The following is a 25,047-nucleotide window of genomic DNA, read 5'->3' on the forward strand; positions in this document are numbered from 1 at the left end:
CTACTCATTCTAAACAAGCAATTTATACGCCAAATCTATTGATTTGGCGCCAATTCCTTCAGCAAACTGTCTAATAAGTCATTTATAAATTGAATGCGTTTGTCATATTCTTCGAGCATGACCATCACTTTTAGACGCTGTCCACCTTCCATTCGGAAGAAAGTCGGATGCTTTTGCATCATTTGAATGATCGATATGGCTTGAACTGGTGTATCTGGTGAGAACTCAATACTGCCGCCATGTGAACTGATATCAATTTTTGTGATACCCAATTGTTCCGCTTTTAAACGCAACTGATGGACAGAGAATAATTGCTTGACTGCTTGCGGCGGCAAGCCAAAACGATCGATCAACTCCATACGAATGTTATCGAGTTTCTCTTGAGTATCCGTATTACTAATGCGTTTATAGAACAATAACCGTTGATGTACATCACCTAAATAATCATCTGGAATTAAGGCTGGCATGTGCATGCTAATTTCAGCCGTTAATGATAATGGTGAGTCAAAATTAGGTGTTTTGCCTTTTTGAATGGCTTTGGTGGCTTTTTCAAGCATTTCCATATATAGACTATAACCGATGGTTTGCATTGAGCCACTTTGCTGTTCACCCAGCAACTCACCTGCACCACGAATTTCTAAGTCTTCTGTAGCCAACATGAAACCCGCACCCAAAGTCGATGCACGCGAAATGGCATCTAGGCGTTTTTCAGCATCACCCTTTAAGCCTTTGAGCGAAGGTACAAGTAAATAGGCGTATGCTTGATGGTGCGATCGACCAACACGACCACGTAATTGGTGCAACTGCGCAAGCCCCAGTTTATCTGCACGTTCAATCAAAATGGTATTGGCGTTTGGCACATCAATCCCAGTTTCAATAATGGTTGAACACACCAGCACGTTATATTCTTTGTGATAGAACTGTTGCATGATTTGCTCTAGTTCACGCTCACGCATTTGACCATGAGCAACCGCAACACGTGCTTCAGGGACCAATTCCCGTAAGGTTTCTGCCGTACGTTCAATGGTCTCGACTTCGTTGTGTAAGAAATACACTTGTCCACCACGTAGCAATTCACGCAAGATGGCTTCTTTGATCGAATCTCCAGTATGCTCTTGTACAAAGGTTTTCACAGCAAGTCGACGTGCAGGCGGCGTTGCAATAATAGATAGATCACGCATGCCACTAAAAGCCATATTCAGCGTACGTGGAATAGGCGTTGCAGTTAGCGTTAGCATATCAACATCGGCACGTAAGGCTTTAATTCGCTCTTTATCACGTACACCAAAACGGTGCTCTTCATCCACGATCATGAGGCCGAGATTTTTAAATTGCACACTTTCCTGCAAGATTTTATGTGTGCCAATCACAATATCCACTTTGCCTTCTGCGAGGTCTTCAATGGTTTTGGTATGTGATTTTGATGAACCAAAGCGTGAAAGGACTTCAATACGTACAGGCCAATCCGCGAAGCGATCTTTGAAAGACTCGTAGTGCTGCTGCGCCAACAACGTGGTTGGAACAAGTACAGCCACTTGTTTGTTATTTTGTACTGCCACAAATGCAGCACGCATAGCTACTTCTGTTTTACCAAAACCGACATCACCACAAACCAAGCGATCCATCGGCTTCGCTTGTTGCATGTCATAGAGTGTCGCTTCAATAGCATTGGCTTGATCTAGGGTTTCCTCATAGGCGAAGCCACTGGCAAACTGCATATAGAGACTTTGATCCAGTTCAAATCCATAACCCGGCTTCGAGTGACGACGGGCTTGAATATGTAAAAGTTCTGCCGCCACATCATGGATCTGCTCTAAAGCTTTGCGTTTGGCTTTAGACCATGCATCTGTGCCCAATTTATGTAATGGTGCTAGATCTGGGTCACCACCGCTATATCGGCTAATTAAATGCAGGTTTGTCACAGGGACATACACTTTGGCTGCATCGGCATAGTCTAACTGCAAAAATTCATGGTCTTGCTCATCGATACTCAAGGTAATTAAACCTGCATATCGCCCCACACCATAATCAATATGAACCACTGGTGCGCCAATACTTAGCTCGGTTAAACTACGAACTAGGAACTCTTCTGATACTTCCTGTTGGCGTTTACGACGACGTTGAACCACACGGTGTTCATAAAGCTGATTTTCAGAAATTACACTGAGCTTGTCAGTTAACAATAAACCACGATCTAAGGGCGCATTGGTGATCGCAATCGCATGCATAGAATGCATAAAATCATTAAAACTTTCGACCGTCGGGATATCACCCAAACTTGGACGCAACGCATCTTTTAAGGTTTCACGTCGACCTGCGCTTTCAGCCACCAAAAGCACCGGATAATTTGCCGCATCGATATATTGCTTAACCGCAGAAAATGGCTTTTCACGTTTTGGATCGACCGGTAAACGGGGTGGAATCTCAGCAGCAAGATTGATCACGCCATTACGTTCATCAAAAGCCTCAGGCGAAGCCACGATACGACGGCAGAGATTTAATTGTTCTAACACTTGATTTGGTTGTAGGAAAATCTGCTCTGGCGGCAAAATCGGTTGGTCGACATTATGACGGCGGTCTTCATAACGACGCACAATATCCGACCAAAACTGAATCAATGTGTCATCAATAGATTTATCTGTAATGACAATGCCATTCTTAGGTAAGTACGAAAATAGCGTACTTTGCTCTTTCATGGCTTGTTCAGAGAAGAACAACGGAAAATAAAACTCAATACCCGGTGAAGCTATACCGTCTTGTACATCCTGATAAATTGGGTTTTTCTTTGGATTTGCCGTCGGAAAATTTTCCGCATATCGATCACGAAACAGTGAACGCGCTTCTTTTAATGGAAATTCTTTTGCAGGTAAAACCGTAAAATGATCTAAATTTTGGGTGGTTCGCTGAGTTTCAGGATCAAAGAATTTGAGGGTATCGATTTCATCATCAAATAAGTCAATACGAATTGGTGAACTTTGCCCCGAAGCGTAAATATCCATGATGCTGCCGCGTACTGCAAATTCACCATGATCATAAACGGTGTCCACTAAGTGATAGCCCGCTTGTACTAATCTTAATTTTTGTTGTTCGATATCAAATTTTTGACCTACTTTAATATCAAAGTGTTCACCTAATACCCAAGATGCCGGTGCAACTCGCTGCGCTAAAGTTGTTGCTGAAACCAACAACACACCTTGCTGTGGCATATTGGACAAAATCGCCAAGCGCTCAGAAACGATGTCTTGATGTGGCGACAGCCGGTCATAAGGTAAAATTTCCCAATCTGGGAAAATAGTCGGCTTAATTCCGTAAAATTCCAGCTCACTTTCTAACTGCCCGAGATGCTGATTATTACGTGCTACAATCACAAACAACTGTTTCGATTGTTTGCTAATTTCTTTAAATAATAATGCAGCAGATGAGCCTTGTAAGTTTCCGACCCACCGCTTTTCGCCAGCTTTGAGCTGTTTAAGATTGAGTTGTGAAATTTCTTGCTGGAACATGATGTAAATAGCTTTTAATGTTTTAATCACTTGGTGATCATATTAACACGATGCTTTTTACATTCCGAGATTTAAGCAACTATATACAGTGTTTTAACCAATATGGATTTGCGATTGTATTTTCTATTGATGAGTACCATTAACGCACCCATCAAACTCAAACACTGCAGTCCATTCACTTACTTACGATCACGGATGAATTGACGATAATAATCATTCAATAGTTTGACATAGAGTTTAAACTGCAACAGATTTTCTTCAGTATTGCCTAATCGTGCAACAAAGCGTTGACTTGCAATTTCCAAGTCTATTTTTTCATTGATAATCATTGCAGTTGCATAGAGCTGTTTTAAATCATCGAAATTTGTCATTTTTCTATTCGACAGATATTCCATACGTTCAGACAATGTATTTAAAACTACGCCTTCAATGATATAGCCCTGTGTTTCATCATATTGAATGTGGTGTTGTTCTAAGTAAAGTTGCTCAGGCGACTCTTTAGCGCCTTTGAATAAATCGACTAACTTATTAAACATCTGACTATCTACAACATGATAAAAAACCTATTGTACTTCGATTACATCCTTTTTTGGGCAAGTTAAAGTATTTCTGACTTTATCTATGCGCTAAATTTTTCATCCAAACCTTCATGACTATATATAGAACTATAATTACGATCTTAAGCAAATATAGCGTTTTATTTTCAACCCAATACTTTCTTTTAGAAATTAAGTTACTTTCAGAAATCTAAAACGCCACTGCCATCAGATTAGTTTTCTAGATTTACCACTAATTTCTTCAAATAAAAAACGAAGGATTAACCTTCGTCATTTACTCATCATGGGGCTATTTAAAAGTCTTAAATAAGCATTTAACTCACTTGAGCGAGTGGCATACTAAATGGTGTCACTTCAGAAACTAAATTTTCAATCGAGAAAATTTCATCCAATTGACTTACAGTTAACAGCTCTTGCTCTAAAACCACTTGGCGAATAGTTTTATTTTCGGCAATACATTGCTTACCGATTTCATCACATTTTGCATGACCTAAATATGGATCGAGTAAGGTCACGATTCCTACACTACGCATAACAGCGTCAAAACATGCTTGCTCATTTGCCTGAATTCCTTGGATACATTTGCTATCTAATGTTTTTACGGCATTCACCAAAAGCTCAATCGATTCATTCATGGACAATGCAATGACCGGCTCCATGACATTTAATTGTAATTGCCCTGCTTCTGCGGCTAAAGTTATGGTTAAATCATTGCCCATCACTCGAAATGCAATTTGGTTGACCACTTCTGGGATCACGGGATTGACCTTTGCAGGCATGATCGACGAACCTGCTTGTAACTCAGGTAAACGAATTTCCGCTAAACCTGTTCGTGGCCCCGAACTTGAAAGACGTAAGTCATTACAGATTTTAGAAAGTTTGACAGCTAAACGTTTTAAGCAACTTGATAATAAAATAAATACGCCACAATCGCTGGTTGCTTCGACATAGTCTTCTGCACCTTGCAATTTTAGACCGGTCAAATGAGCTAGATTTTCAACGGCCTTCGCTGCATAACCCGCAGGAGAATTCACGCCAGTGCCAATTGCCGTCGCACCTAAATTAATTTCCAATAGAAGCTGTCGATTTTGCTCAATCAACTTCAAATCTTCTTTTAATAATGTTGCAAATGCTCGGAACTCTTGCCCCAAAGTCATCGGAACAGCATCTTGTAACTGTGTACGCCCCATTTTGATGACATGTTTAAACTCATCGGCTTTAATATGTAAGCTTCCAATTAGCTGATTTAAAACCACAAATAAAGCATCAAAAGCGCTAAATGTTGCTAGACGCAGCGCTGTTGGATAGACATCATTGGTGGATTGTGACTTATTAACATGATCGTTTGGATGAATCCGTTGATAACTGCCTTTAGCATCTCCGAGCAACTCAAGGGCAATATTGGCAATGACTTCATTGGCATTCATGTTAATAGAAGTGCCTGCTCCACCTTGATAAATATCAATTGGAAATGAATCTGCCCATTGTTCAGGATGATCAATCAATGCATCGCACGCCTGCTGAATCGCTTGGCGAATATCATCTTGTATTAAGTTAAATTGATAATTGGTTTCTGCTGACGCTTTTTTTACCCGAGCAATAGCGCGTACAAAGTTTAAATTTTGTCCGACATGCTGCTTTGATATTTGAAAGTTTTCGATGGCACGCAATGTATGTATACCGTAATAACATGACTGCGGGACTGCTTTATCCCCCAATAAATCATGCTCTATTCTCGTTTTTTCCATTTGAACCGTTGTCACTGCGCATTCCCTCTAATTACGCACCAAGACTGTGCATACCTCATATTCGACCTGTTCAAATCATCTCACTACAGATGATGTGATGCACATTTGCAACCAAATATTTCAAATGCACATTTCTTGTTCACCATGTAACATTGTGTAATTTTTACCTAATTTCATTAGTTCTCTTTTTGTGATGAAAAGTCTTAAGTAGATTTACATTTCAAAATTTAAATTCCCTTCTGTACAACATTTCAGCAGCACAATAAAAAATTCGATTTGTAATAAGAAAAAATATCATTTACGCAAAACATACATAAAATATGCTTAAAGGTTACAGAGTGTAATTTTTAAATCGTGCTTGAATCTGCGACTTACGACAGAAGTACAAATTTTCATCTAGGACAGAGATGATTTGCTTTCATTAAGGATGAACCGCCTATGAGCCATTTAAACCCGACATTAGTCACCTTTATTTTTTATATTCTTGCAATGCTTGCCATTGGTTTGTATGCCTACAAAGCTACGCATAACTTTGACGAATACATTTTAGGTGGACGAAGTTTAGGAAGTGTTGTGACTGCACTTTCAGCAGGTGCATCCGACATGAGTGGTTGGCTACTCATGGGTCTCCCTGGTGCAATTTATCTATCTGGTCTTTCCGAAGCTTGGATTGCAATCGGCTTAATTATTGGTGCTTGGTTGAACTGGCTGATCGTTGCAGGTCGCTTGCGTGTTCATACCGAATATCAAAATAATGCCCTGACCCTGCCCGATTATTTCACGAGCCGTTTTGCAGACCGTAAAAAGATTTTACGTATCATTTCAGCTGTAGTGATTTTAGTTTTCTTTGCGATTTACTGTGCTTCTGGCATGGTGGCTGGCGCACGACTTTTCGAAAGTTTATTCGGTTGGAACTACACAACAGCACTGTGGATTGGTGCAATTGCAACCATCAGTTATGTCTGCATTGGTGGATTTTTAGCGATTAGTTGGACCGATACTTTCCAAGCGGGTCTGATGATCTTTGCACTGCTGATCACACCGATCATCGCCTACCTTGCTTTAGGTGATAACAGTCAAAATCTTGCGGCTATTTTGGAAACAGCTCGCCCACAAGCTTCTAATTTATTTGAAGGTTTAAGTACAGTGGCGATTTTATCCAGCATGGCGTGGGGCTTAGGCTATTTTGGTCAGCCGCATATTTTGGTTCGCTTTATGGCAGCCGATTCTGTTAAATCCATTCCAAATGCACGACGCATTGGTATGACATGGATGATCCTGTGTCTAGGCGGTGCTGTAGCAGCGGGTTATATCGGTATTGCTTACTTCCAAGTTCACCCAGAACTGGCAAGCGTCGTTAATGCCAACCCTGAAACGGTATTTATGGAATTGACTAAAATTCTATTCAATCCGTGGATTGCAGGGATTATTTTAGCCGCAATTTTAGCTGCGGTGATGAGCACACTCAGCTGCCAGTTATTGGTGTGTTCAACCACCTTGACGGAAGATTTGTACAAAGGTTTTATTCGTAAAAACGCATCGCAAAAAGAATTGGTTTGGATTGGACGTGCGATGGTCTTGACAATTGCCGTATTTGCAATCACCTTTGCAATGAACCCTGCAAGTAAAGTTTTAGGCTTAGTAGCTTATGCATGGGCAGGTTTCGGAGCTGCATTTGGCCCACTGATTATTCTTTCATTGCTGTGGAAACGTATGACGCTTAACGGAGCAATCATTGGCATGATCGTGGGTGCTGTGACTGTAATCGTGTGGAAAAACTACTTAGGCCACCTTGGTTTATACGAAATCATTCCAGGCTTTATTTTCTCTGCAATCAGTATCGTTGTCGTGAGCTTATTGGGCAAAGCACCTGAGGCTGAAGTTGTTGAACGCTTTGAAAAAGCCGAAGCGCAATATCAAAAAGAAATGTCTGAAATCTAAAATTTTTGACACTAAAAAGGGGCTAAATGCCCCTTTTTAGTACTCACATTTTCTATTACATAATTTATGTTACGCAGTAACATCAGATGCGCAATTTGATTCAAATAAGAAAACGATACGCGATAAAGTCATCCACAAGTGTTTGAGACAGGACTAATTTTCATCAAAAATGTTTTTGCGACATTTTTAATAATTTGACGGTAGTGAACGAGTTTTGTTGGTGAGGTGCATTGCACCGCAAGATGATTTCCTTGCGAAGCACACTTCTCATTTTGCCAAATGAGAAACAACGTTTCGTAAAAGTGCCTCCAGCCGAAGGCTAAACCCTTTATCCAAACCCAAGATGTAAGACTCCGTCGAATAGACTTAAAAATCGTTTTAAAATGCGCAATTACATTTATACTCGTAAGTGCAGTTACTTAATTGATCGAGCCGCAGGTTTCAGCTTAATTTGCATACTTTCTTTGATCACTTCCATCACAGGATAACTACGCGTTTCCTTGATACCAGGTAATTGCCAAAGCACCTGCCCTGAAATTTTTCTAAATTCTTCCATATTTGCGCAGCGTATTTTCACCACAAAATCAAAACCACCGCTGATCATGTGACATTCTACGATTTCTGGAATTTGACGCACTGCATCCGAAAAATCTTCCAATACATTGGGCGTGGTTTTATCTAGTAAAATCTCTACAAAAACCACAAATCCATTGTTGAGTAAGACCGGATTTAAACGTGCTTCATAGCCTAAAATAAAGCCCTCTTTCGATAATTTTTGCACACGTGCCAACGCCGCAGTGGGTGATAAATTCACCATTTCTGCAAGCTTAATATTGGACAATTTTCCGTCTTCTTGCAGCAACTCTAAAATACGAATATCTATACGGTCTAAGCTCAAATATGGGCTAGTCATCTGAATTTTTCTCTAAATATTATTAAAACTATAGTGAGTTATTCGCTAAATATTCTGTGATGATAAATTAAATAAAGGATCAAGCTCAAGATTTATTTGCTCGTCATAGAACTTTGACACGGAAAATTGAAACATGAATGGAAAAGTATTTGAAGTCACGGGAAGCGATGACTACATCACTGAATTTAAAGACAAGAATAGCTTTGAACAATCGATTAATACAGCATGGCGTCGTGCTGAAACTGAGTGCATTGAAAACTTATTAGCACACAGTGAAATCCCTTCCCCGATCAGCGATCAAATTCAACAATTGGCTTTTGACTTAGCCCATTCATTACGTGAACGTAAAAGCGGTACAGGTAAAGCAGGCATTGTACAAGGCTTGCTACAAGAGTTTTCATTGTCTTCTCAAGAAGGCATCGCGCTCATGTGTTTAGCTGAAGCGCTACTTCGTATTCCAGACAAAGCAACACGTGATTTACTGATCAAAGATAAAATCAACCAAGGTAACTGGAAAGATCATGTTGGCCAAAGTAGCCTCATGTTCGTTAATGCTGCTGCTTGGGGATTAATGCTGACGGGCAAACTGATGGAAACCCCTCAACAAAAAAGTCTGTCTACTCTATTGACGGGTATTTTAGCACGCAGTGGTCGTGGCATTATCCGTAAAGCTGTCGACGTGGCTATGCGTATGATGGGCGAACAGTTTGTCACAGGCGAGACCATCAATGAAGCGCTTAAACATGCAGAAGTATTAGAAGACAAAGGCTTCCGTTATTCATATGACATGTTAGGTGAAGCAGCATTAACTGAACCTGATGCAGAACGTTATTATCAAGACTATACCGATGCGATCCACGCGATTGGTCAAGCTTCTGAAGGTAAGGATGTTTATAACGGAGCAGGCATTTCGATCAAATTATCTGCCCTACACCCACGCTACCAACGTTCACAGATCGACCGTGTACATAACGAGCTTTATGGCAAAGTGCTTGAACTTGCAGTATTAGCCAAGCATTACAATATTGGTCTAAACATTGATGCTGAAGAAACTGACCGCCTTGAAATTTCTTTGGAACTACTTGAGCGCCTATGTTTTGAGCCTAAATTAGCGGATTGGAAAGGTATTGGATTTGTGATTCAAGCCTACCAAAAACGCTGTTTCTATGTGGTCGACCATATTATTGACCTCGCTAAGCGTAGCCAAAAACGTTTAATGATCCGCTTAGTGAAAGGTGCATACTGGGACAGCGAAATTAAGAAAGCGCAAATTGAAGGTATGAGTGACTATCCTGTATTTACGCGCAAAGTTCATACCGACCTGTCTTATATTGCATGTGCTAAAAAACTCTTGGCAGCACCTGAGCAAATTTATCCTCAGTTTGCAACACACAATGCGCAAACCGTTGCTACGATCTACCAATTAGCACAGCCAGAGCTTTACTATCCAGGCCAGTATGAATTTCAGTGCCTTCACGGCATGGGTGAACCCCTCTATGAACAAGTGGTGGGTTCGAAGTCTGACAACAAACTGGGTGTGCCTTGTCGTATTTATGCACCAGTGGGTAACCATGAAACCTTATTGGCCTATTTGGTTCGACGTTTACTGGAAAATGGTGCGAATACCTCTTTCGTCAACCGTATTGCAGATAAAAATTTAAAAATTGAAGATTTAATTGAAAATCCAAGACAGACGATATTAGCGACGGCTGAAAAAGAAGGTATCACTGGAGCTAAGCATCCTTCTATCCCATTTCCGCAAGATTTGTATGGCACAGAACGTCGCAACTCAAAAGGACTCGATTTAGCCAATGATCGCGACTTATCTCAGCTCAATACCACGGCAGTACAGCATGCACATACCCAGTGGCATGCTAGTGCAATGGGCGCTAATTTAGAAGAAATTCATACTGCAAGTATCAACATTACAAACCCTGCAAACCGTAGTGATGTGGTCGGCAGTGTCAGTGAAGCTAGTCTAGAGCAAGCGGAAATCGCTCTCAATAATGCTGTAAATGCCCAAGCTTCATGGAAAACTTTAGACAAAGATCAGCGTGCAGCATGCTTAAATCGTGCGGCAGATTTGATGGAAGCACAATTGCAATCTCTCATGGTGTTGTTGTCACGTGAAAGTGGTAAAACTTATGCCAATGCTATTGCTGAAGTCCGTGAAGCTGTAGATTTCCTACGTTATTATGCAGCTCAAATGATTGATCTAGCAGAAAATACGCAAATTGAACCTCTTGGCACTGTGCTGTGCATTAGCCCATGGAACTTCCCGCTTGCTATTTTCACAGGTCAAATTGCTGCAGCCTTGGTTGCAGGTAATACCGTGATTGCCAAGCCTGCTGAACAAACGCCACTGATTGCTGCTCAAGCTGTACATATTTTATGGGAAGCAGGTGTTCCCTTCGATGTATTGCAACTCCTTCCTGGCCGTGGCGAAACCATTGGTGCCAAACTCAGCGCGGACTCACGTGTCCAAGGCATCATGTTTACTGGCTCAACGGAAGTCGCACGTATCTTGCAAAAAACCGTGGCACAGCGCTTAAACCAATTTGGCGAAAGCGTGGTATTGATTGCTGAAACTGGCGGTCAAAATGCCATGATTGTTGACTCATCTGCATTGACAGAACAAGTGGTATTGGATATCGTTAACTCTGCCTATGACAGTGCAGGTCAACGCTGTTCTGCCCTACGTATTCTCTGTGTACAAGAAGATAATGTGGACGTTGTCCGTACCATGTTACAAGGTGCGATGAAGCAACTTCGTGTCGGAAATCCTGCACTTTTAGCAACTGACATTGGCCCAGTGATCGACCTTGAAGCACAGCAAAATATTGAAAAACATATTGAGAAGATGCGTAGCAAAGGCTATCCAGTACATCAAATCATGTTTAATGCTGATGGCAATGCCTTAAGTACGGGAACTTTCGTTGCACCAACTTTGATTGAACTGCCAAATTTAAATGATTTAGAACGCGAAGTTTTTGGGCCAGTATTGCATTTAATCACCTACAAATATGGTGAGATTGAAAACCTATTAACACAAATTAATGCCAAAGGTTATGGCTTGACCATGGGCTTGCATACACGTATTGATGACACGATTCAAAAAGTCATCGGTCATGCAGAAGTCGGCAACCTGTACATTAACCGTAATATTGTAGGTGCTGTGGTTGGTGTACAACCCTTTGGCGGCGAAGGCTTATCAGGTACAGGTCCAAAAGCGGGCGGTCCTTTATATCTCTACCGTTTAATGCATCAAGTGTCTGTGAAAAAACTGGCTACACCTTATGCGGCTCAGGCAGAAACGCAAGCTACACACTTCCCTGCATATGAAGCTTTTAACACTTGGGCGAAGCAGCATTTTTCAGGCATTGCGATTCAAGCACCGCAGGCCATAGCCGCTGGACAAAGTTTTGAGCTACAAGGCCCAACCGGTGAAAACAACCAATATGCCATTTTGGCACGTAAAGGTGTACTTTCACTAGCCAATAATGATGCAGATCAACTGAATCAAATTGCTGCGATTTTATCGGTGGGTAGTCAACCCGTGGTACTTGCAGACAATACCTTTGTGTTAAAACACTTAAATAGCATGCCGAAAATCCTCGTGGACCAATTTAAAGTGATCACGGATATTTATCATGGCAATTTTGATGCGGTTTTACACCATGGTGAACAAACTGAGTTATTAAAAATTCAACAAGTCATCGCGTCTCGTGAAGGTGCAATTATTGGCATTACGCATTTAGCTTCAGGCCAATATGACATCCCTGTAGAGCGTTTCGTGATTGAGCGGGCAATCAGTGTCAATACAGCGGCAGCCGGTGGTAATGCTAGCTTAATGACAATGAATTAAACACTGAATTGAACTCCAACTAATCAGTTCCTCACTTAGCTCAATCTTTATGAATGTTCCATAAAGATTGAGCGTTTTTTTAACTTCCCCTCGATAAAAGTTCTGTTTAGCGTATTCAGATTCATCTTCTCTACAGATAAATACAGCCAAAAGTGGAATTAATTTAGTCTTATAAGGTGAATTTTGCTAACATGACTTTTTTTAATATGTTTGCGATTTTTTACTGCATATGACTTCAACTTATCAGCAACAACTTGATGCCAAAGTTGCCCGCATTACGGCTCAATTTTCAGAATACAACCCTCCCTCTTTAGAAGTTTTTCCTTCTGCTGAACAAAACTTTCGTATGCGAGCGGAATTCCGAATTTGGCATACTGAAAATGATATGTTCTATGCAATGTTTGAACGCAATGCAGACAATGAAAAACAAGTTGTCGAAATTAAAGATTTCCCGATTGCAGATAAAAGCATTAATGATTTAATGCCAATATTATTAAATGAACTCAAGGCGCAAGAGATCTTATCGAGCCGTTTATTTGAGGTTCATTTCTTAGCAACGCTGAAAGGTGAAATGCTGGTTTCATTGGTTTACCGTTGCCCACTCAATGCTGAATGGGAAGTTGCTGCCAAAGCCCTATCTGAAAAACTCAATATCAAGATTTATGGTCGTAGCCGTGGTCAGCGCGTGATTTTAACTGATGACTATGTGGTTGAAGAACTCCAAGTGTTTGACCGTAAATATCAGTACAAACAAATTGAAAGTAGCTTCACACAGCCAAATGCCGGCGTATGTCAAAAAATGCTGGAATGGGCGTGTCAGGTTGCGGATCACTCAGACAAAGACTTACTTGAGCTCTACTGTGGTAATGGTAATTTCACGCTGCCACTTTCTACACGCTTTAATCGCGTTTTGGCAACAGAATTAGCCAAGTCTTCAGTTTATGCAGCACAGTGGAATATTGAGCAAAATGGCATTGATAATATCCAAGTGGCTCGTCTATCAGCTGAAGAGTTTACCCAAGCCTACAATGCTGAACGTACATTCCGCCGCCTTGAAGAAGCTGAGATTGAAATTTCAAGCTATAACTTCGATACGGTATTTGTCGATCCACCGCGTGCAGGTATCGATGATGAAACACTAAAACTGTTGCAACGTTTTGAACGCATTATCTATATTTCATGCAACCCAGATACTTTACATGACAATCTTAAACTGCTTTCACAAACGCATAAAATCAGTAAATTTGCCTTGTTTGATCAATTCCCTTATACACACCATGTAGAGTCTGGTGTGTTTCTTGAGAAGATTTAAACAAATTATTTCAAGTCATGTTGTTGTCATAAAAGGAGCTTTCTAAAAGCTCCTTTTTTATATACTAAAAAAGCTTTATTTTCTCGCCACATGCGGTGTAATGGATGCCTTTTTATATCAATTAGGCAAAGATTCTAAAAGTCCAATCGAAAAAATGATGATTCAAGTGGCTAAAATTTCACTTTAGTAGTCTTGCTTTATTTATTGGATTGGTTATATTTCGTCCTATGTTAGGTCGCAAATGAAGGCTCTATGAGTTTTTGGCATAAGTTGTTCGCTAATGAACAGCAAAACGGGCATAAGAATCAAATTGCCTGTGTTGAAAATGATTGCTCTTGTAAAACCAATGAACAGCTTATTGCTGCTCTTACAAAGGCAACAGATGAAGATGTTATCCTCGGTATTAAAAAAGTGCTCGCTTCGCGCGGTTATAGCCGTAAGGAATTAAATGAAATCCAGCATCTACCTCTACAGTAGAGTCTGAACATTCAATGTTCAAACAAGGCATTCTGTTTTACAGAGTGCCTTTTTCATTTTTTAGTCTAATCAAAAGTATGCCGCTTATTTACAGATTAGGTTTTGTGGATTGGCCACATCGCTATTTACAGCTTTTATGCTATGCTCCAAGGCAACTCAGTGATGTCTAATTTTTAAACACACGACAATAAAACCTAATATTGCATCAAATATGATGCCGAAGACCTCTAAACAGCATTGATATAAAAACTAAAGGAATGAACATGAATAAATTAACAATTTGCCTAATCGCCTGCTGCATACTTAGTCTAAGTGCTTGTAGCCAAATTCCCAAAGAATGCGAAGAATCTTGGGATAAACTCGAAGCCTTATCGAAACAAATGGGCTTAAACGAAGAGCAAATCAAAGAACAGAAAAAACAGTTTGAAGAAAGTATCAAGCAACAATCTAAAGAACAAGCCATTCAAATGTGCCAAACCCAAAGTACCTTTTTAGGTTTAGTCGGCAAATAAACAGTTGTTTCTATCAATCTAAACACTGTACAGATGAAGCCCGATTATTCGGGCTTTTAATGTTTGCATTGAGATCCTGTTGTATACGCTACAATTGGCCCTAAAGGTTTTAAACTCGAATCATGTCTATTCAACGCTTGGATATCTGCACTAGACACAGATCCATCTAAATACAAGGCATTGTTAATCGATAATTGCTGCTTAAAATATTGTGCAAATGCATAAAACGACACGCCTTCACGACTGATCACAAAATACAACTTGCCGTTTTTGATCCCCACACCATTGCGGATTTTCAATGAATCTGACTGTGGGATAAAGTTTGGATTGATTTTTCCATCTACCACCAGCATTGGACCTGACTGCGTTGCATAACGTGCCTTAAAATCTGTGGAAGCATATTTTTGTGTGGTTGATATCACCGCTTGCTTGCCATTCCATGCTAGAACACCATTCGGCTGAATTAAAAAATTACCAAAGCCTCGTGTTGCACGATTCAAGGCTTTTTTCTGCACTCCATTTTCAACGTATAGACCAACAGGTGCTAAGTCTGCATGATACATCCCGGCATTCATTGCGAAGTTCATCGTATTACACTTACGCGCTAATACCTGCTTTAGTCGCTGTAGGTCTTGATATGGCTGCTGCTGTGTATCATATAAATAGAGCTTCAGTTGACTCAGATCGGAAATTTCAACCACATCCACGGCAATAGGCTGACTGACACGTTTCGCTTGAATATTGGCATAGGAAATACTCGGTGAGAAAATCAGACCGAGCAGCATCATAAAGCGCATTTTTTTAAACATTGAGGTTAATTGAAGACCAAGCATGACCCTATCCATAGCGCACGTTAAAAATCGAACAAATTTTAGCTAAATCATCGCTAAAATAGTCGATTAATTCACAGATTAAAAGTAGACTAATCTTTAAAAATAATTCGGATTTAAAGTAGGACTGGTAAATTCATGCACGTGCAGAAAGATGGTTTTCCTCTTGGAACACATCTGATTGTTAAACACTTCGGTTATAGCCATCATGGCATATATGCCGGCCGCGGTAGAGTCATTCACTACTCTGGTTTTGCACACCTTTTCAAAAAACATCCAATTGAAATGACTTCTATCGAAAATTTCAGCCACGGCAAAAAAATTATCGTTCAGTCATATAGCAATCCAAAATTTAAAGGTCGTAAAGTGGTGCGTCGTATGCGCTCTCGCATGCATGAAAACAACTATCATCTGATTATTAATAACTGTGAACACTTATGCACATGGGCTATTACCGGCGTTGAAAGTAGTCCTCAAGTGTTCCGTATGATGAACCGACTCACCACGATTGGCTATGTCAGTTCTCTGATGAGTTTTATGAGCAGTATGATGCTGACCGTGACCACTACTTGCTTTGCACTGGTGTTCTATATCAAAAAGAAACTGCGCGAAAAAGCCAAAATGCAGATGCCGGTTTATACCTATTTAAAGCGTGAAGAACATAAAAATCGTTAATTCACTGCAGCAGCATTGAACCGTGGCTTTATCAAATTTCAATACATCAGCACATTGCTTAGAAATACTGCGCTAATACACAAGCTTTTCCTTACGGCGTATCAGATGTCATGCTTAATTTTGGTCACTCTTCACATTGCTAAAAGTTCGCATTGCTAAAAGGTGGAAATTTATCTTCAACCAAATTGCTTTGCAGGCCATGTTCTAAATAAATTTTGGCTGCATCCAAAACCGTTGTAAAACCACCTGTACTATCGATAATAAAATCAATTAATGCCTGACCTTGCAGAGGAATCTTTGAATTTTTGATACGAACGTAGGTTTCCATCGGGCTAATCTGCTCAAAAATAAAATCGACTTGAGTTTTTGGTTCTCCCCACTGTATTTGAATTAATTTGTTTTCCTTAATACTCAGCACGTCTACATCGGCGACTGCATTATATTTCTGCCAAGTCCATTGCACGGTTTTACCTTCTTCTAGATAGCCACTCGATGCACTAAACCAAAAATGCTGTGTTATTAAAGGATCAACAAAAGCATTAAATACGATATTGATGGACTTACGAATTAACATCTGGGTTTCAATCACGACACTCATCAGCATTCCTACAGTATTTTAATTTTATTCAGTGATAGCACAGAGAACTGATCATTGCCTACCACTGAATTGTTATTGCCCTATTATGCTGTATGTTCTGTAATAAATGCTGATGTCACTAGCGTGGGATTCTTCTCTGTAAATTGCCCATTCCAATAGGGATAGTATGGATAAGGTGGATACACTGCACTGACTGCGTCTAATCGGGCTAACTGCTCTACGCTTAACGACCAATCTTTCGCCGCAAGGTTATCCAACAGTTGCTGTTCATTACGTGCGCCTATCAAAATGCTAGAAACTGTCGGTCTGGTTTTCAGCCAATTCAATGCAATCTGCGGGATAGAGTGCCCTGTTTCCATGGCTATTTCTTGCATTACATCTAACACCGCATATAACTTCTCGTGTTGAACTGGCGGTGCGAATTGTGCTGTTTCATGCAGCCGGCTTTGCTTTGGAATCGCGTGCTCACGATCAAATTTCCCTGTTAATCTCCCCCAGCCCAGCGGACTCCAAACCACTGCACCAATCTGTTGATCATGCTGCGCAGGCATCAACTCCCATTCATAGTCACGTCCAATCAAAGAATAATAGACTTGATGCACACTTAGCTTTTCATAGCCCTGCTGTTGGGCAATCGATTGTGCTTTCATAAGCTGCCAGCCTGAAAAATTCGACGTACCGATATAGCGAACTTTTCCACTACGTACCAAGTCATCTAAACTGCGCATCAGCTGCTCAAGTGGCGTCGTGCTATCAAACTGATGCAGCTGCAGCACATCAATATAATCTGTGCCTAACCGTTTTAAACTCGCCTCCACGGCTTGTATTAAATAGCTTCTAGAATATCCACCTTGATTGATTCCATCATTCAATCGGATACCCACTTTGCTGGAAATAATCACCTCTTGGCGTTTTGAATGAAGTAATGCACCTAGCATCTGCTCTGAGGCACCATTTGAATAAGCATCTGCGGTATCGAAATAATTCACGCCTTGATCAATACAGAGATCAATCATGCGCTGAGCATCATTTAAGCTCGCTTGCCCCCATGCAGAGAAAATAGGGCCTTGCCCGCCAAATGTACCTGCACCAAAGCCGAACTCTGAAACTTGTAAGCCAGATTGCCCTAGGTTGTGATAGTTCATGGTGAATTCCTGTGTTTGATTTATACACAGAATAGGCACAGATGTTTATCAGAAAAACCCTGAATATCAAGAAAGACTTTCTTGATTATATTGATAATGCTAACTGAAGATTTCGACTTATTCACACGAATGGCGATACTGGGTTCAATCAGTCAAGCCGCTAAAGAAGCCAATCTCTCTGTTTCTGTCGCTAGTAGCCGTCTACACAGACTTGAACAAAGTTTAGGGCTGCGCTTATTTCATCGCACTATACGGCAGCTACATTTAACACAGGAAGGTGCTGTTTTATTGCAGCAAGGTTTTTCCTTATTCGAACAATTTAATTCTCTCCTGAGCCAATTTCAGCCTGAACCACAACAACTCAGCGGCGTATTAAAAATCACCTGTTCAGAAGTTTTTGGAAATCGTATTTTTAGGGCCAGTATTTGCAGCCTTTGCCAAGTTGCATCCAACATTGACTTTGGATATTGAACAGACCGATCAAAATTTAGATTTGGTCTCCGCAGGTATCGACGTTGCGATACGTATTGGATAGTTAGAAGACTCATCACTGATTGCTAAACCGCTCAGCTTAAACCGTCGTATTTTGTGTGCCTCGCCTAGCTATATCGAACAACATGGCGAACCTCACTCCCTAGAAGAGCTCTCTATACACCAATGCATTTTACAGAAATACCCTAAGGGTGTTTCGCAGCTTTGGACATTCGTCCAAGATCAACACAACATAAATATACCTGTTTCAGGACAAGTTCATATCAACTCAGGTGAAGGCGTACACCAAGCAGCACTTGCAGGTTTAGGCATCTCAAACCACTCTATTTGGCATGTGGAGGACGATCTACTCTCTGGCCGACTTGTCCAAGTTCTACCAGCAATCCCTGTTCAAAGCACAGCAATCTATGTGGTAATTCCGCATCGACATTTTGTTCCGCCTAAAGTACAGGCCTTTATGCAACACTTGGACGATTTTTTTCAGCATCAATATGCGTGGTATGTATCGCCTAATTTATCTGAAAATTAGGCCAAGAATTTATCTTAAATTACTGTTAAAAGTCTTAATCAGCGGCGGAAGTTCAACTTCTAAGCTGCTATACATTTCACGCTCAATGTTTCGTACAATCGAGTCCAGCGGCAAATCATTTTCCTGCAAGCCAAAAGGCTCTTCCAGTTCTGCACTTAACGCATCCAAACCTAAAAATAAATATGCAATCAAAGCCACAATTACAGGTGTCCAAATCCCTAAACTGGCCTCTAGGCTAAACGGCAAAATCAGACAAAATGAATACACCGCGCGATGTAAAAGCACCGAATAGGAAAATGGCAATGGCGTGGTCATAATACGGTCACAGCCTGCATGGATATCACCCATCGCTACGGTATGACGTGTAAGCGTGCTGTAGATAATGTCTGTAATCTGACCTTGCTTATAGGCTTTGACTAAATCTTTTTGAATAATTTCAAGTAAATACTGTGGTGCATTGATATTGTCTCGGCATTGCTGCCATTGCTGCTCCGTTAAATCTACACCGTCTTTAAAATGTACAATATCTTGTGATTCATAGCGTAAGCGATCACGTAACAAATTGCAAAACAGCATGATGCGGTACATCAACACGGTTCTTTGCTCATCTTCAAGTACATGACTATCCCGAATCATGTGGCGTGTATTGGCAATCAATGTGCCCCAAAGCTTGCGACCTTCCCACCAACGGTCATAACAGGCAGTATTTCGAAAGCTCAAAAAAATCGACAGAATTACCCCAAAGATAGTAAACCCGATGGCTGGAACTTCGGGCGTATTCAGGTAATGTGCAGCGCTAAGATACACCAAAATCGCCGACAAACTCACGACGACAGCCAACGCAGGCATGACTTTTGGGAGTATCGTGCCATGCCATGCAAATAAAAGTTTAAAGCTATTATTTTTATTTCGAATGATCACTTATTTCCCCTCTGTACTGCCTTAATGAACCATCTCAACAATGAAAAAAGCCCAACCGAAGTTGAGCTTAATCTTAACCTACTTGATCTTAACCTATTGGGGATTCAAAGATGAATCCCTTTAAAAACTAAGATTTTATTTACCCGGTTTAAAACTGTCTTTCAAATCTAAGATGCGGTTAAACACTGGTTTTTCAGCTGTATGATCAAACTGATCTGCAACAAAGTAACCTTCACGTTCAAATTGGAAACGATCTTCAGGTTTTGCTTCTGCCAATGCAGGCTCAATGACCGCTTGAACCACTTTAAGTGATTCTGGATTTAAGTTTGCAAGGAAGTCATCACCCACTTCAGGGTCTGATTCAGTGAATAAACGGTCGTAGATACGAACTTCCGCTGCAATACCCTTGCTTGCAGAAACCCAATGTACAACACCTTTCACTTTACGGCCTTCAGGGTTTTTACCTAAAGTTTCAGGGTCGATTGAACATTTCAATTCAATCACTTCACCGTTCTCGTCTTTAATCACTTCATCACACTTAATGACATACGCATGACGTAAACGCACTTCACCGCCCGGAATCAGACGTTTAAAGCCTTTAGGTGCAACTTCTTCAAAGTCTTTACGGTCGATGTAAATGTCTTGAGTCAACGGAATGATACGGTCACCCATGTCAACGTTTGGATGACGTGCATGTACCAAATCCATTGCTTCAGGCAAGTTAGTTAAAGTCATTTTGAGTGGATTCAACACTGCCATACCACGCGAAGCAGTATTTTCTAAAGACTGACGGATGCAGTATTCAAGCATTGCAACATCCACGATACTGCCATCGACTTTTGTTACACCGACACGTTTACAGAAGTCACGCAGACCTTCTGGAGTAAAGCCGCGACGGCGCATACCTACAACGGTCGGCATACGCGGGTCATCCCAACCATTCACAAAACCACCTTCAACCAATTTACGTAATTTACGCTTAGAGGTAATGGTGTAATCCACATTTAAGCGGCTTGATTCGTACTGACGTGGTACAGATGGTGATTTAACTTTCTCTACAACCCAGTCATAGAATGGACGGTGATCAACAAACTCAAGTGTACACAGTGAATGCGTAACTCCTTCAATGGCATCTGATAATGGATGCGCATAATCGTACATTGGGTACATTTTCCATTTATCACCAGTTTGGTGATGTTCAGAATGCAAAATACGATACAAAATAGGATCACGCATATGAATGTTAGGTGAAGTCATGTCAATTTTGGCACGTAGTACTGCCTGACCTTCTCCCAACTCACCATTACGCATTTGTTCAAAACGCGCTAAGTTTTCTTCTACGCTAGCATCACGTTGCGGCGAGTTTTTACCCGGCTCAACAAAATTACCGCGGTTCAGTTTGATTTCTTCAGGGCTTTGCAAATCCACATAAGCATCACCTTGTTCAATCAATTGAACTGCCCAAGCGTAAAGCTGATCAAAATAGCTCGATGCATAACGTGGCTCGCCATTCCACTCAAAACCTAGCCATTTGACGTCATTGGCAATACCGTCTACATACTCTTGCTCTTCGGCATCCGGGTTTGTATCGTCAAAACGGAGGTTACATAGACCTGCGAATTCTTGAGCAATACCAAAGTTTAGGCAAATAGCTTTTACATGACCAATATGTAGGTAGCCATTTGGCTCTGGTGGAAAACGTGTTACAACTTGTTCGGTACGACCTGCAGATAAATCATCTGTAATGACTTGACGTACAAAATCTAAGCCTGGCTGTTGTTCCTGCTGCGCAGCTTCGACAGGGGCATTGTTCTTGGTTGTCGGATTGTTAGGCAGGGATGAAACAACATCGTTTGGCTTCATGGTAATAAAATCACTTCTATAAAGATAAAATTAGGATAATTAAAACGCTTTTCTTTATTTTTAACAAAGAAAGTAACGTTTTTACTTGCCTTGTAGTTTACAGTTTGCTTATGCTTCTCACAACCAAAAAACCCATGGCTTTCATGTCCATGTACAGGAGATTACACAATGAGTTTTCCTCAAGTCGAATTAAACACCAATAAAGGTCGTATTGTTCTTGAGCTTAACACTGAAAAAGCACCTAAAACTGCTGAAAACTTCTTACAGTATGTTCGCGATGGTTTCTATGACGGCGTGATTTTCCACCGTGTTATTGATGGTTTCATGATCCAAGGCGGCGGCATGGATGAAAACTTCAAAGAAAAAACAACTCGTGATTCTATTGAAAACGAAGCTGACAACGGTTTAAGCAATGATGTTGGTACGATCGCTATGGCACGTACTCAAGCACCTCACTCTGCTTCAGCTCAATTCTTCATTAACGTGAAAAACAACTCTTTCCTTAATCACACTGGTAAAACAGCTCAAGGTTGGGGCTATGCAGTATTCGGTAAAGTAACTGAAGGTCTTGACGTTGTTGACGCAATCAAAGGCGTTCGTACTGGTAACCGTGGCTACCACGCAGACGTTCCTCTAGAGAACGTTGTAATCGAATCAGCTAAAATCATTTCTGAATAAGAATCCCTCCTAACCTCCCTTTATAAAAGGGAGGAAAAGTCCCTCTTTTTTAAAGAGGGATTTAGGGAGATTCAAAGGAAAAGATTCGTGACCTATCTGTTTATCGCTGATTTACATTTGTCACCTGAACACCCTCGACTCGTTCGGGGGTTTTTAGCTTTGTTAGAACAATACAAAACTCAAAATACCCAGCTGTATATTTTAGGTGATTGGTTTAATGCTTGGATTGGTGATGACTTCACTGCCCCATGGTTAGACGAAATCATTACAGCACTAAAAGATTTCACTGCTTTGGGAAATCAAATTTATTTCCAAGTAGGTAATCGTGATTTTGCATTGGGTCAAAAGTTTTTAGATAAATTTCACGGTCAATTATTACAAGACGTGGATTATCTCCACATTGGCAACTATAAAATTCGTCTCGAACATGGCGATTTACTTTGCACCGATGATGTGTCTTACCAAAAGTTTCGTAAAGTGATTCGTAATCCTTTCCTTTTAGGTTTCTTAAAAAGCTTACCGCTTAGCATTCGACAAAAAATCGCCAATGGTTTCCGCAAAAAAAGTACTGAAACCAAGCAAGTTAAATCCTATGACATTATGGATGTAAATGCCGAAGCTGTAGAAAAGGCTTTAGAGCAAGCCGATCTACTGATTCATGGACATACCCACCGCCCCCAAATACATGATGTGCACGGCAAATCACGTATCGTTTTAGGGGACTGGCGTGCAGAACAAGCTCAAATATTAGAGATTGGTGAAAACCCATCTGTGAGTGATTTAAAATTAAAAATTTGGTCTTACTAGTCCATAGCTTTCTAATCGTTAGCCTTTAGAAAAACTTACCATCATATCTGATTAATATATGCCTCCAGACCATGCAAACGTAGACTTTTAATTAAGCAAAAAAAAACAGCAGATGATCTGCTGTTTTTTTTTTTGCTTTTAGGCTAAGCGATATAGCTGGTTTGGGCCAGTATAGAAGCTTTTGCCATCTAGATTCAGGTTAAATGTCTCGCCTGTTTCTAATTCAACCATTTGCCCAACATCAACCCAAATTAAACCAGCATTGGTATTTTGTTGACGTTTTAAAGGCACCATTTTTACATTAATTTCGTCGCCATTTACGGCTTTGGCAGTTTGCCAAGTATTTAAAATATTCAAAAGATTTACTCAACATGTGAGCTTTTTGTGACAGAACAAAGAGATTAATCAATCGGGTTTGGAATAATAATTCTGTAGTTACAAAGATATGATTCAAGTCAGAAGCTTGAATACAGATAAATCACAATCAGCTAAATAAAAAAAGATAAGCAGGAACATTACCCGCTTCGAGTTAAGCAGAAGTATACAATATTGCGCTTTGATTAGCAAAAGTAGGACTTATATACGTTATAAATACCTGCCTTTTCAATAGTATTCAAAAATCTGTGTCATTTCAATAAACTGAATCAAACAAGAAATGACACATCATGGCAAGCAACTTTGATTTCAAAGCTGTTTTTAAAAACAATTACAGTCAAGCCCTCCTCACTGGTGAAAACGGTATCTTAACCCCACCCCTCAAACAACTGACAGAAGCAGCTTTAAATGCTGAAATTGAATTTAGAAGCCCCCACTAGCCAATTGTAGGAATAGCTATTCTCGTAAGACTGTAAAATCATCTTACGGTTCATTTGAACTGGAAATACCTCGGGATCGTGCTGACGATTTTGAGCCTCAACTCGTCAAGAAAAATCAAACCTAACTCCATAAATAGATCGACAACAAAGTCATTTCGCTATATGCACTCCGTACGGGCTACCGCAATATTCAGAAACAAATTACCGATATGTATGCACTGGTTCTTTCCACGGGTGGCATTACCAATATTACAGACAAGTTAATCCCTGAATTACATGCTTGGTAACGGCGTCTTCTCGATATTGCCGTATATCCATTTGTGTGGCTCAATACCATTCATTACAAGTATTATTCACCAATTAAAATGTTGTGTTTTTAACAAAAAAGATCAAGAATGAAGGTATTTCTGTCAACAAAGCCGTTTTACCATTCTGGGATTACATGCCGAGGACCATAAAGAACGGCTAGGTCTTTACCTTTCAAAAAGTGAAGGTGCTAATGAATGTTCAGCGTATTCACAGATTTGCAGAATAGTGACAGACATTCTGATCGCCTGCATTGATGGACGTAAAAGCTTTCTGAGGCAATTGCTGCGATATGTCCGCAGACAGAAGTTTATACACTGAAGAATGCGGCCCACATCAAAACAAGCCTCAATTTATCATGATATATCTGGGCTTATTCATGATTCGGGTTATTTAATAGCGAGGTGGTGTCGCACTTCAAGACTTAACCTACTTATATTTAATTAGTAAAGATTCTCATTATTCACAATGTAAATTTTAGTAAATATAGTAAATTAGTCAGAATTTAAATTAGATACATAAGCAATTTAGTCGGGTTTAAAAAGTTTAAATATAAGTAT

Annotated in this window: 19 protein-coding genes and 2 pseudogenes; 11 read left to right on the top strand and 10 right to left on the bottom strand. The window is 40.4% G+C overall.

What is annotated here, in order from left to right:
• Positions 1–35: 35 nt before the first annotated feature.
• The 3 genes from mfd to FTV04_RS13960 all read right to left on the bottom strand — a co-directional run bounded on the left by mfd (position 36) and on the right by FTV04_RS13960 (position 5,823).
• Positions 36–3,503 carry a transcription-repair coupling factor gene (mfd, locus tag FTV04_RS13950; protein WP_180090069.1) on the bottom strand — a complete coding sequence of 1,156 codons (3,468 nt, stop codon included), beginning with the start codon at positions 3,501–3,503 and terminating at the stop codon, positions 36–38.
• Between the two features lie 179 nt (positions 3,504–3,682).
• Positions 3,683–4,039 carry a hypothetical protein gene (locus tag FTV04_RS13955; RefSeq protein WP_078193486.1) on the bottom strand — a complete coding sequence of 119 codons (357 nt, stop codon included), beginning with the start codon at positions 4,037–4,039 and terminating at the stop codon, positions 3,683–3,685.
• Between the two features lie 335 nt (positions 4,040–4,374).
• Positions 4,375–5,823 (bottom strand): aspartate ammonia-lyase, encoded by a 1,449-nt coding sequence (locus FTV04_RS13960; protein WP_180090040.1) that lies wholly within the window; start codon positions 5,821–5,823, stop codon positions 4,375–4,377.
• Between the two features lie 423 nt (positions 5,824–6,246).
• Here FTV04_RS13960 and putP point away from each other — a divergent pair, with 423 nt between their 5' ends.
• Positions 6,247–7,749: a sodium/proline symporter PutP gene (putP, locus tag FTV04_RS13965; protein ID WP_180090042.1), complete on the top strand. Its 1,503-nt coding sequence runs from the start codon at positions 6,247–6,249 to the stop codon at positions 7,747–7,749.
• A gap of 415 nt (positions 7,750–8,164) precedes the next feature.
• On the opposite strand, the gene FTV04_RS13970 is transcribed toward putP, so the two are convergent.
• Positions 8,165–8,662, bottom strand: a complete 498-nt coding sequence (locus FTV04_RS13970) for an Lrp/AsnC ligand binding domain-containing protein (protein ID WP_180090044.1) — start codon at positions 8,660–8,662, stop codon at positions 8,165–8,167.
• A gap of 133 nt (positions 8,663–8,795) precedes the next feature.
• On the opposite strand from FTV04_RS13970, the gene putA reads away from it, so the two are divergent.
• From putA to FTV04_RS13990, 4 genes are all read left to right on the top strand, one after another.
• Positions 8,796–12,527 (top strand): trifunctional transcriptional regulator/proline dehydrogenase/L-glutamate gamma-semialdehyde dehydrogenase, encoded by a 3,732-nt coding sequence (gene putA, locus FTV04_RS13975; RefSeq protein ID WP_180090046.1) that lies wholly within the window; start codon positions 8,796–8,798, stop codon positions 12,525–12,527.
• 229 nt (positions 12,528–12,756) lie between these two features.
• Positions 12,757–13,839: a tRNA (uridine(54)-C5)-methyltransferase TrmA gene (trmA, locus tag FTV04_RS13980; RefSeq protein WP_180090048.1), complete on the top strand. Its 1,083-nt coding sequence runs from the start codon at positions 12,757–12,759 to the stop codon at positions 13,837–13,839.
• A 252-nt stretch (positions 13,840–14,091) separates the two neighbouring features.
• Positions 14,092–14,316 (top strand): hypothetical protein, encoded by a 225-nt coding sequence (locus FTV04_RS13985; RefSeq protein WP_168378613.1) that lies wholly within the window; start codon positions 14,092–14,094, stop codon positions 14,314–14,316.
• Between the two features lie 263 nt (positions 14,317–14,579).
• Positions 14,580–14,828 carry a hypothetical protein gene (locus FTV04_RS13990; protein WP_180041590.1) on the top strand — a complete coding sequence of 83 codons (249 nt, stop codon included), beginning with the start codon at positions 14,580–14,582 and terminating at the stop codon, positions 14,826–14,828.
• Positions 14,829–14,884: 56 nt separating this feature from the next.
• Here FTV04_RS13990 and FTV04_RS13995 read toward each other — a convergent pair whose 3' ends face one another.
• The gene (locus FTV04_RS13995; protein ID WP_257221059.1) at positions 14,885–15,661 is read right to left on the bottom strand and encodes a phosphodiester glycosidase family protein; all 777 of its coding nucleotides are present in this window, start codon (positions 15,659–15,661) and stop codon (positions 14,885–14,887) included.
• Positions 15,662–15,796: 135 nt separating this feature from the next.
• Here FTV04_RS13995 and FTV04_RS14000 point away from each other — a divergent pair, with 135 nt between their 5' ends.
• The gene (locus FTV04_RS14000; protein ID WP_111883727.1) at positions 15,797–16,333 is read left to right on the top strand and encodes a lecithin retinol acyltransferase family protein; all 537 of its coding nucleotides are present in this window, start codon (positions 15,797–15,799) and stop codon (positions 16,331–16,333) included.
• A gap of 139 nt (positions 16,334–16,472) precedes the next feature.
• Here FTV04_RS14000 and FTV04_RS14005 read toward each other — a convergent pair whose 3' ends face one another.
• Both FTV04_RS14005 and FTV04_RS14010 read right to left on the bottom strand, forming a co-directional pair.
• Positions 16,473–16,931 (bottom strand): SRPBCC domain-containing protein, encoded by a 459-nt coding sequence (locus FTV04_RS14005; protein ID WP_372491103.1) that lies wholly within the window; start codon positions 16,929–16,931, stop codon positions 16,473–16,475.
• Positions 16,932–17,014: 83 nt separating this feature from the next.
• A complete protein-coding gene (locus tag FTV04_RS14010) occupies positions 17,015–18,076 on the bottom strand; it encodes an aldo/keto reductase (protein ID WP_180090050.1) in 1,062 nt (353 codons plus the stop codon).
• 96 nt (positions 18,077–18,172) lie between these two features.
• Between FTV04_RS14010 and FTV04_RS14015 the strand changes: the two are divergent.
• A pseudogene (locus tag FTV04_RS14015) lies at positions 18,173–19,097 on the top strand (LysR family transcriptional regulator).
• Between the two features lie 9 nt (positions 19,098–19,106).
• Here the strand turns inward: FTV04_RS14015 and FTV04_RS14020 are convergent.
• The gene (locus FTV04_RS14020) at positions 19,107–20,018 is read right to left on the bottom strand and encodes a bestrophin family protein (RefSeq protein WP_180059086.1); all 912 of its coding nucleotides are present in this window, start codon (positions 20,016–20,018) and stop codon (positions 19,107–19,109) included.
• 135 nt (positions 20,019–20,153) lie between these two features.
• Positions 20,154–21,881 (bottom strand): glutamine--tRNA ligase/YqeY domain fusion protein, encoded by a 1,728-nt coding sequence (locus FTV04_RS14025; RefSeq protein ID WP_180090052.1) that lies wholly within the window; start codon positions 21,879–21,881, stop codon positions 20,154–20,156.
• 168 nt (positions 21,882–22,049) lie between these two features.
• Here FTV04_RS14025 and FTV04_RS14030 point away from each other — a divergent pair, with 168 nt between their 5' ends.
• Positions 22,050–22,559 (top strand): peptidylprolyl isomerase, encoded by a 510-nt coding sequence (locus FTV04_RS14030; protein WP_078188687.1) that lies wholly within the window; start codon positions 22,050–22,052, stop codon positions 22,557–22,559.
• A gap of 87 nt (positions 22,560–22,646) precedes the next feature.
• A complete protein-coding gene (locus FTV04_RS14035; RefSeq protein ID WP_180090054.1) occupies positions 22,647–23,366 on the top strand; it encodes a UDP-2,3-diacylglucosamine diphosphatase in 720 nt (239 codons plus the stop codon).
• A gap of 138 nt (positions 23,367–23,504) precedes the next feature.
• Here the strand turns inward: FTV04_RS14035 and FTV04_RS14040 are convergent, their stop codons facing one another.
• Positions 23,505–23,723, bottom strand: a complete 219-nt coding sequence (locus FTV04_RS14040; protein ID WP_168378619.1) for a transposase — start codon at positions 23,721–23,723, stop codon at positions 23,505–23,507.
• A gap of 308 nt (positions 23,724–24,031) precedes the next feature.
• Between FTV04_RS14040 and FTV04_RS14045 the strand changes: the two genes are divergently transcribed.
• Together FTV04_RS14045 and FTV04_RS16865 are read left to right on the top strand one after the other, a co-directional pair.
• Positions 24,032–24,181: a hypothetical protein gene (locus FTV04_RS14045; RefSeq protein ID WP_168378620.1), complete on the top strand. Its 150-nt coding sequence runs from the start codon at positions 24,032–24,034 to the stop codon at positions 24,179–24,181.
• A 56-nt stretch (positions 24,182–24,237) separates the two neighbouring features.
• Positions 24,238–24,306: pseudogene (locus FTV04_RS16865) on the top strand (hypothetical protein); the annotation flags it as partial.
• Positions 24,307–25,047: the final 741 nt, after the last annotated feature.

The sequence above is a fragment of the Acinetobacter sp. YH12219 genome (assembly GCF_013417875.1).
In the GTDB taxonomy this organism is placed as follows: Bacteria; Pseudomonadota; Gammaproteobacteria; order Pseudomonadales; family Moraxellaceae; genus Acinetobacter; species Acinetobacter amyesii.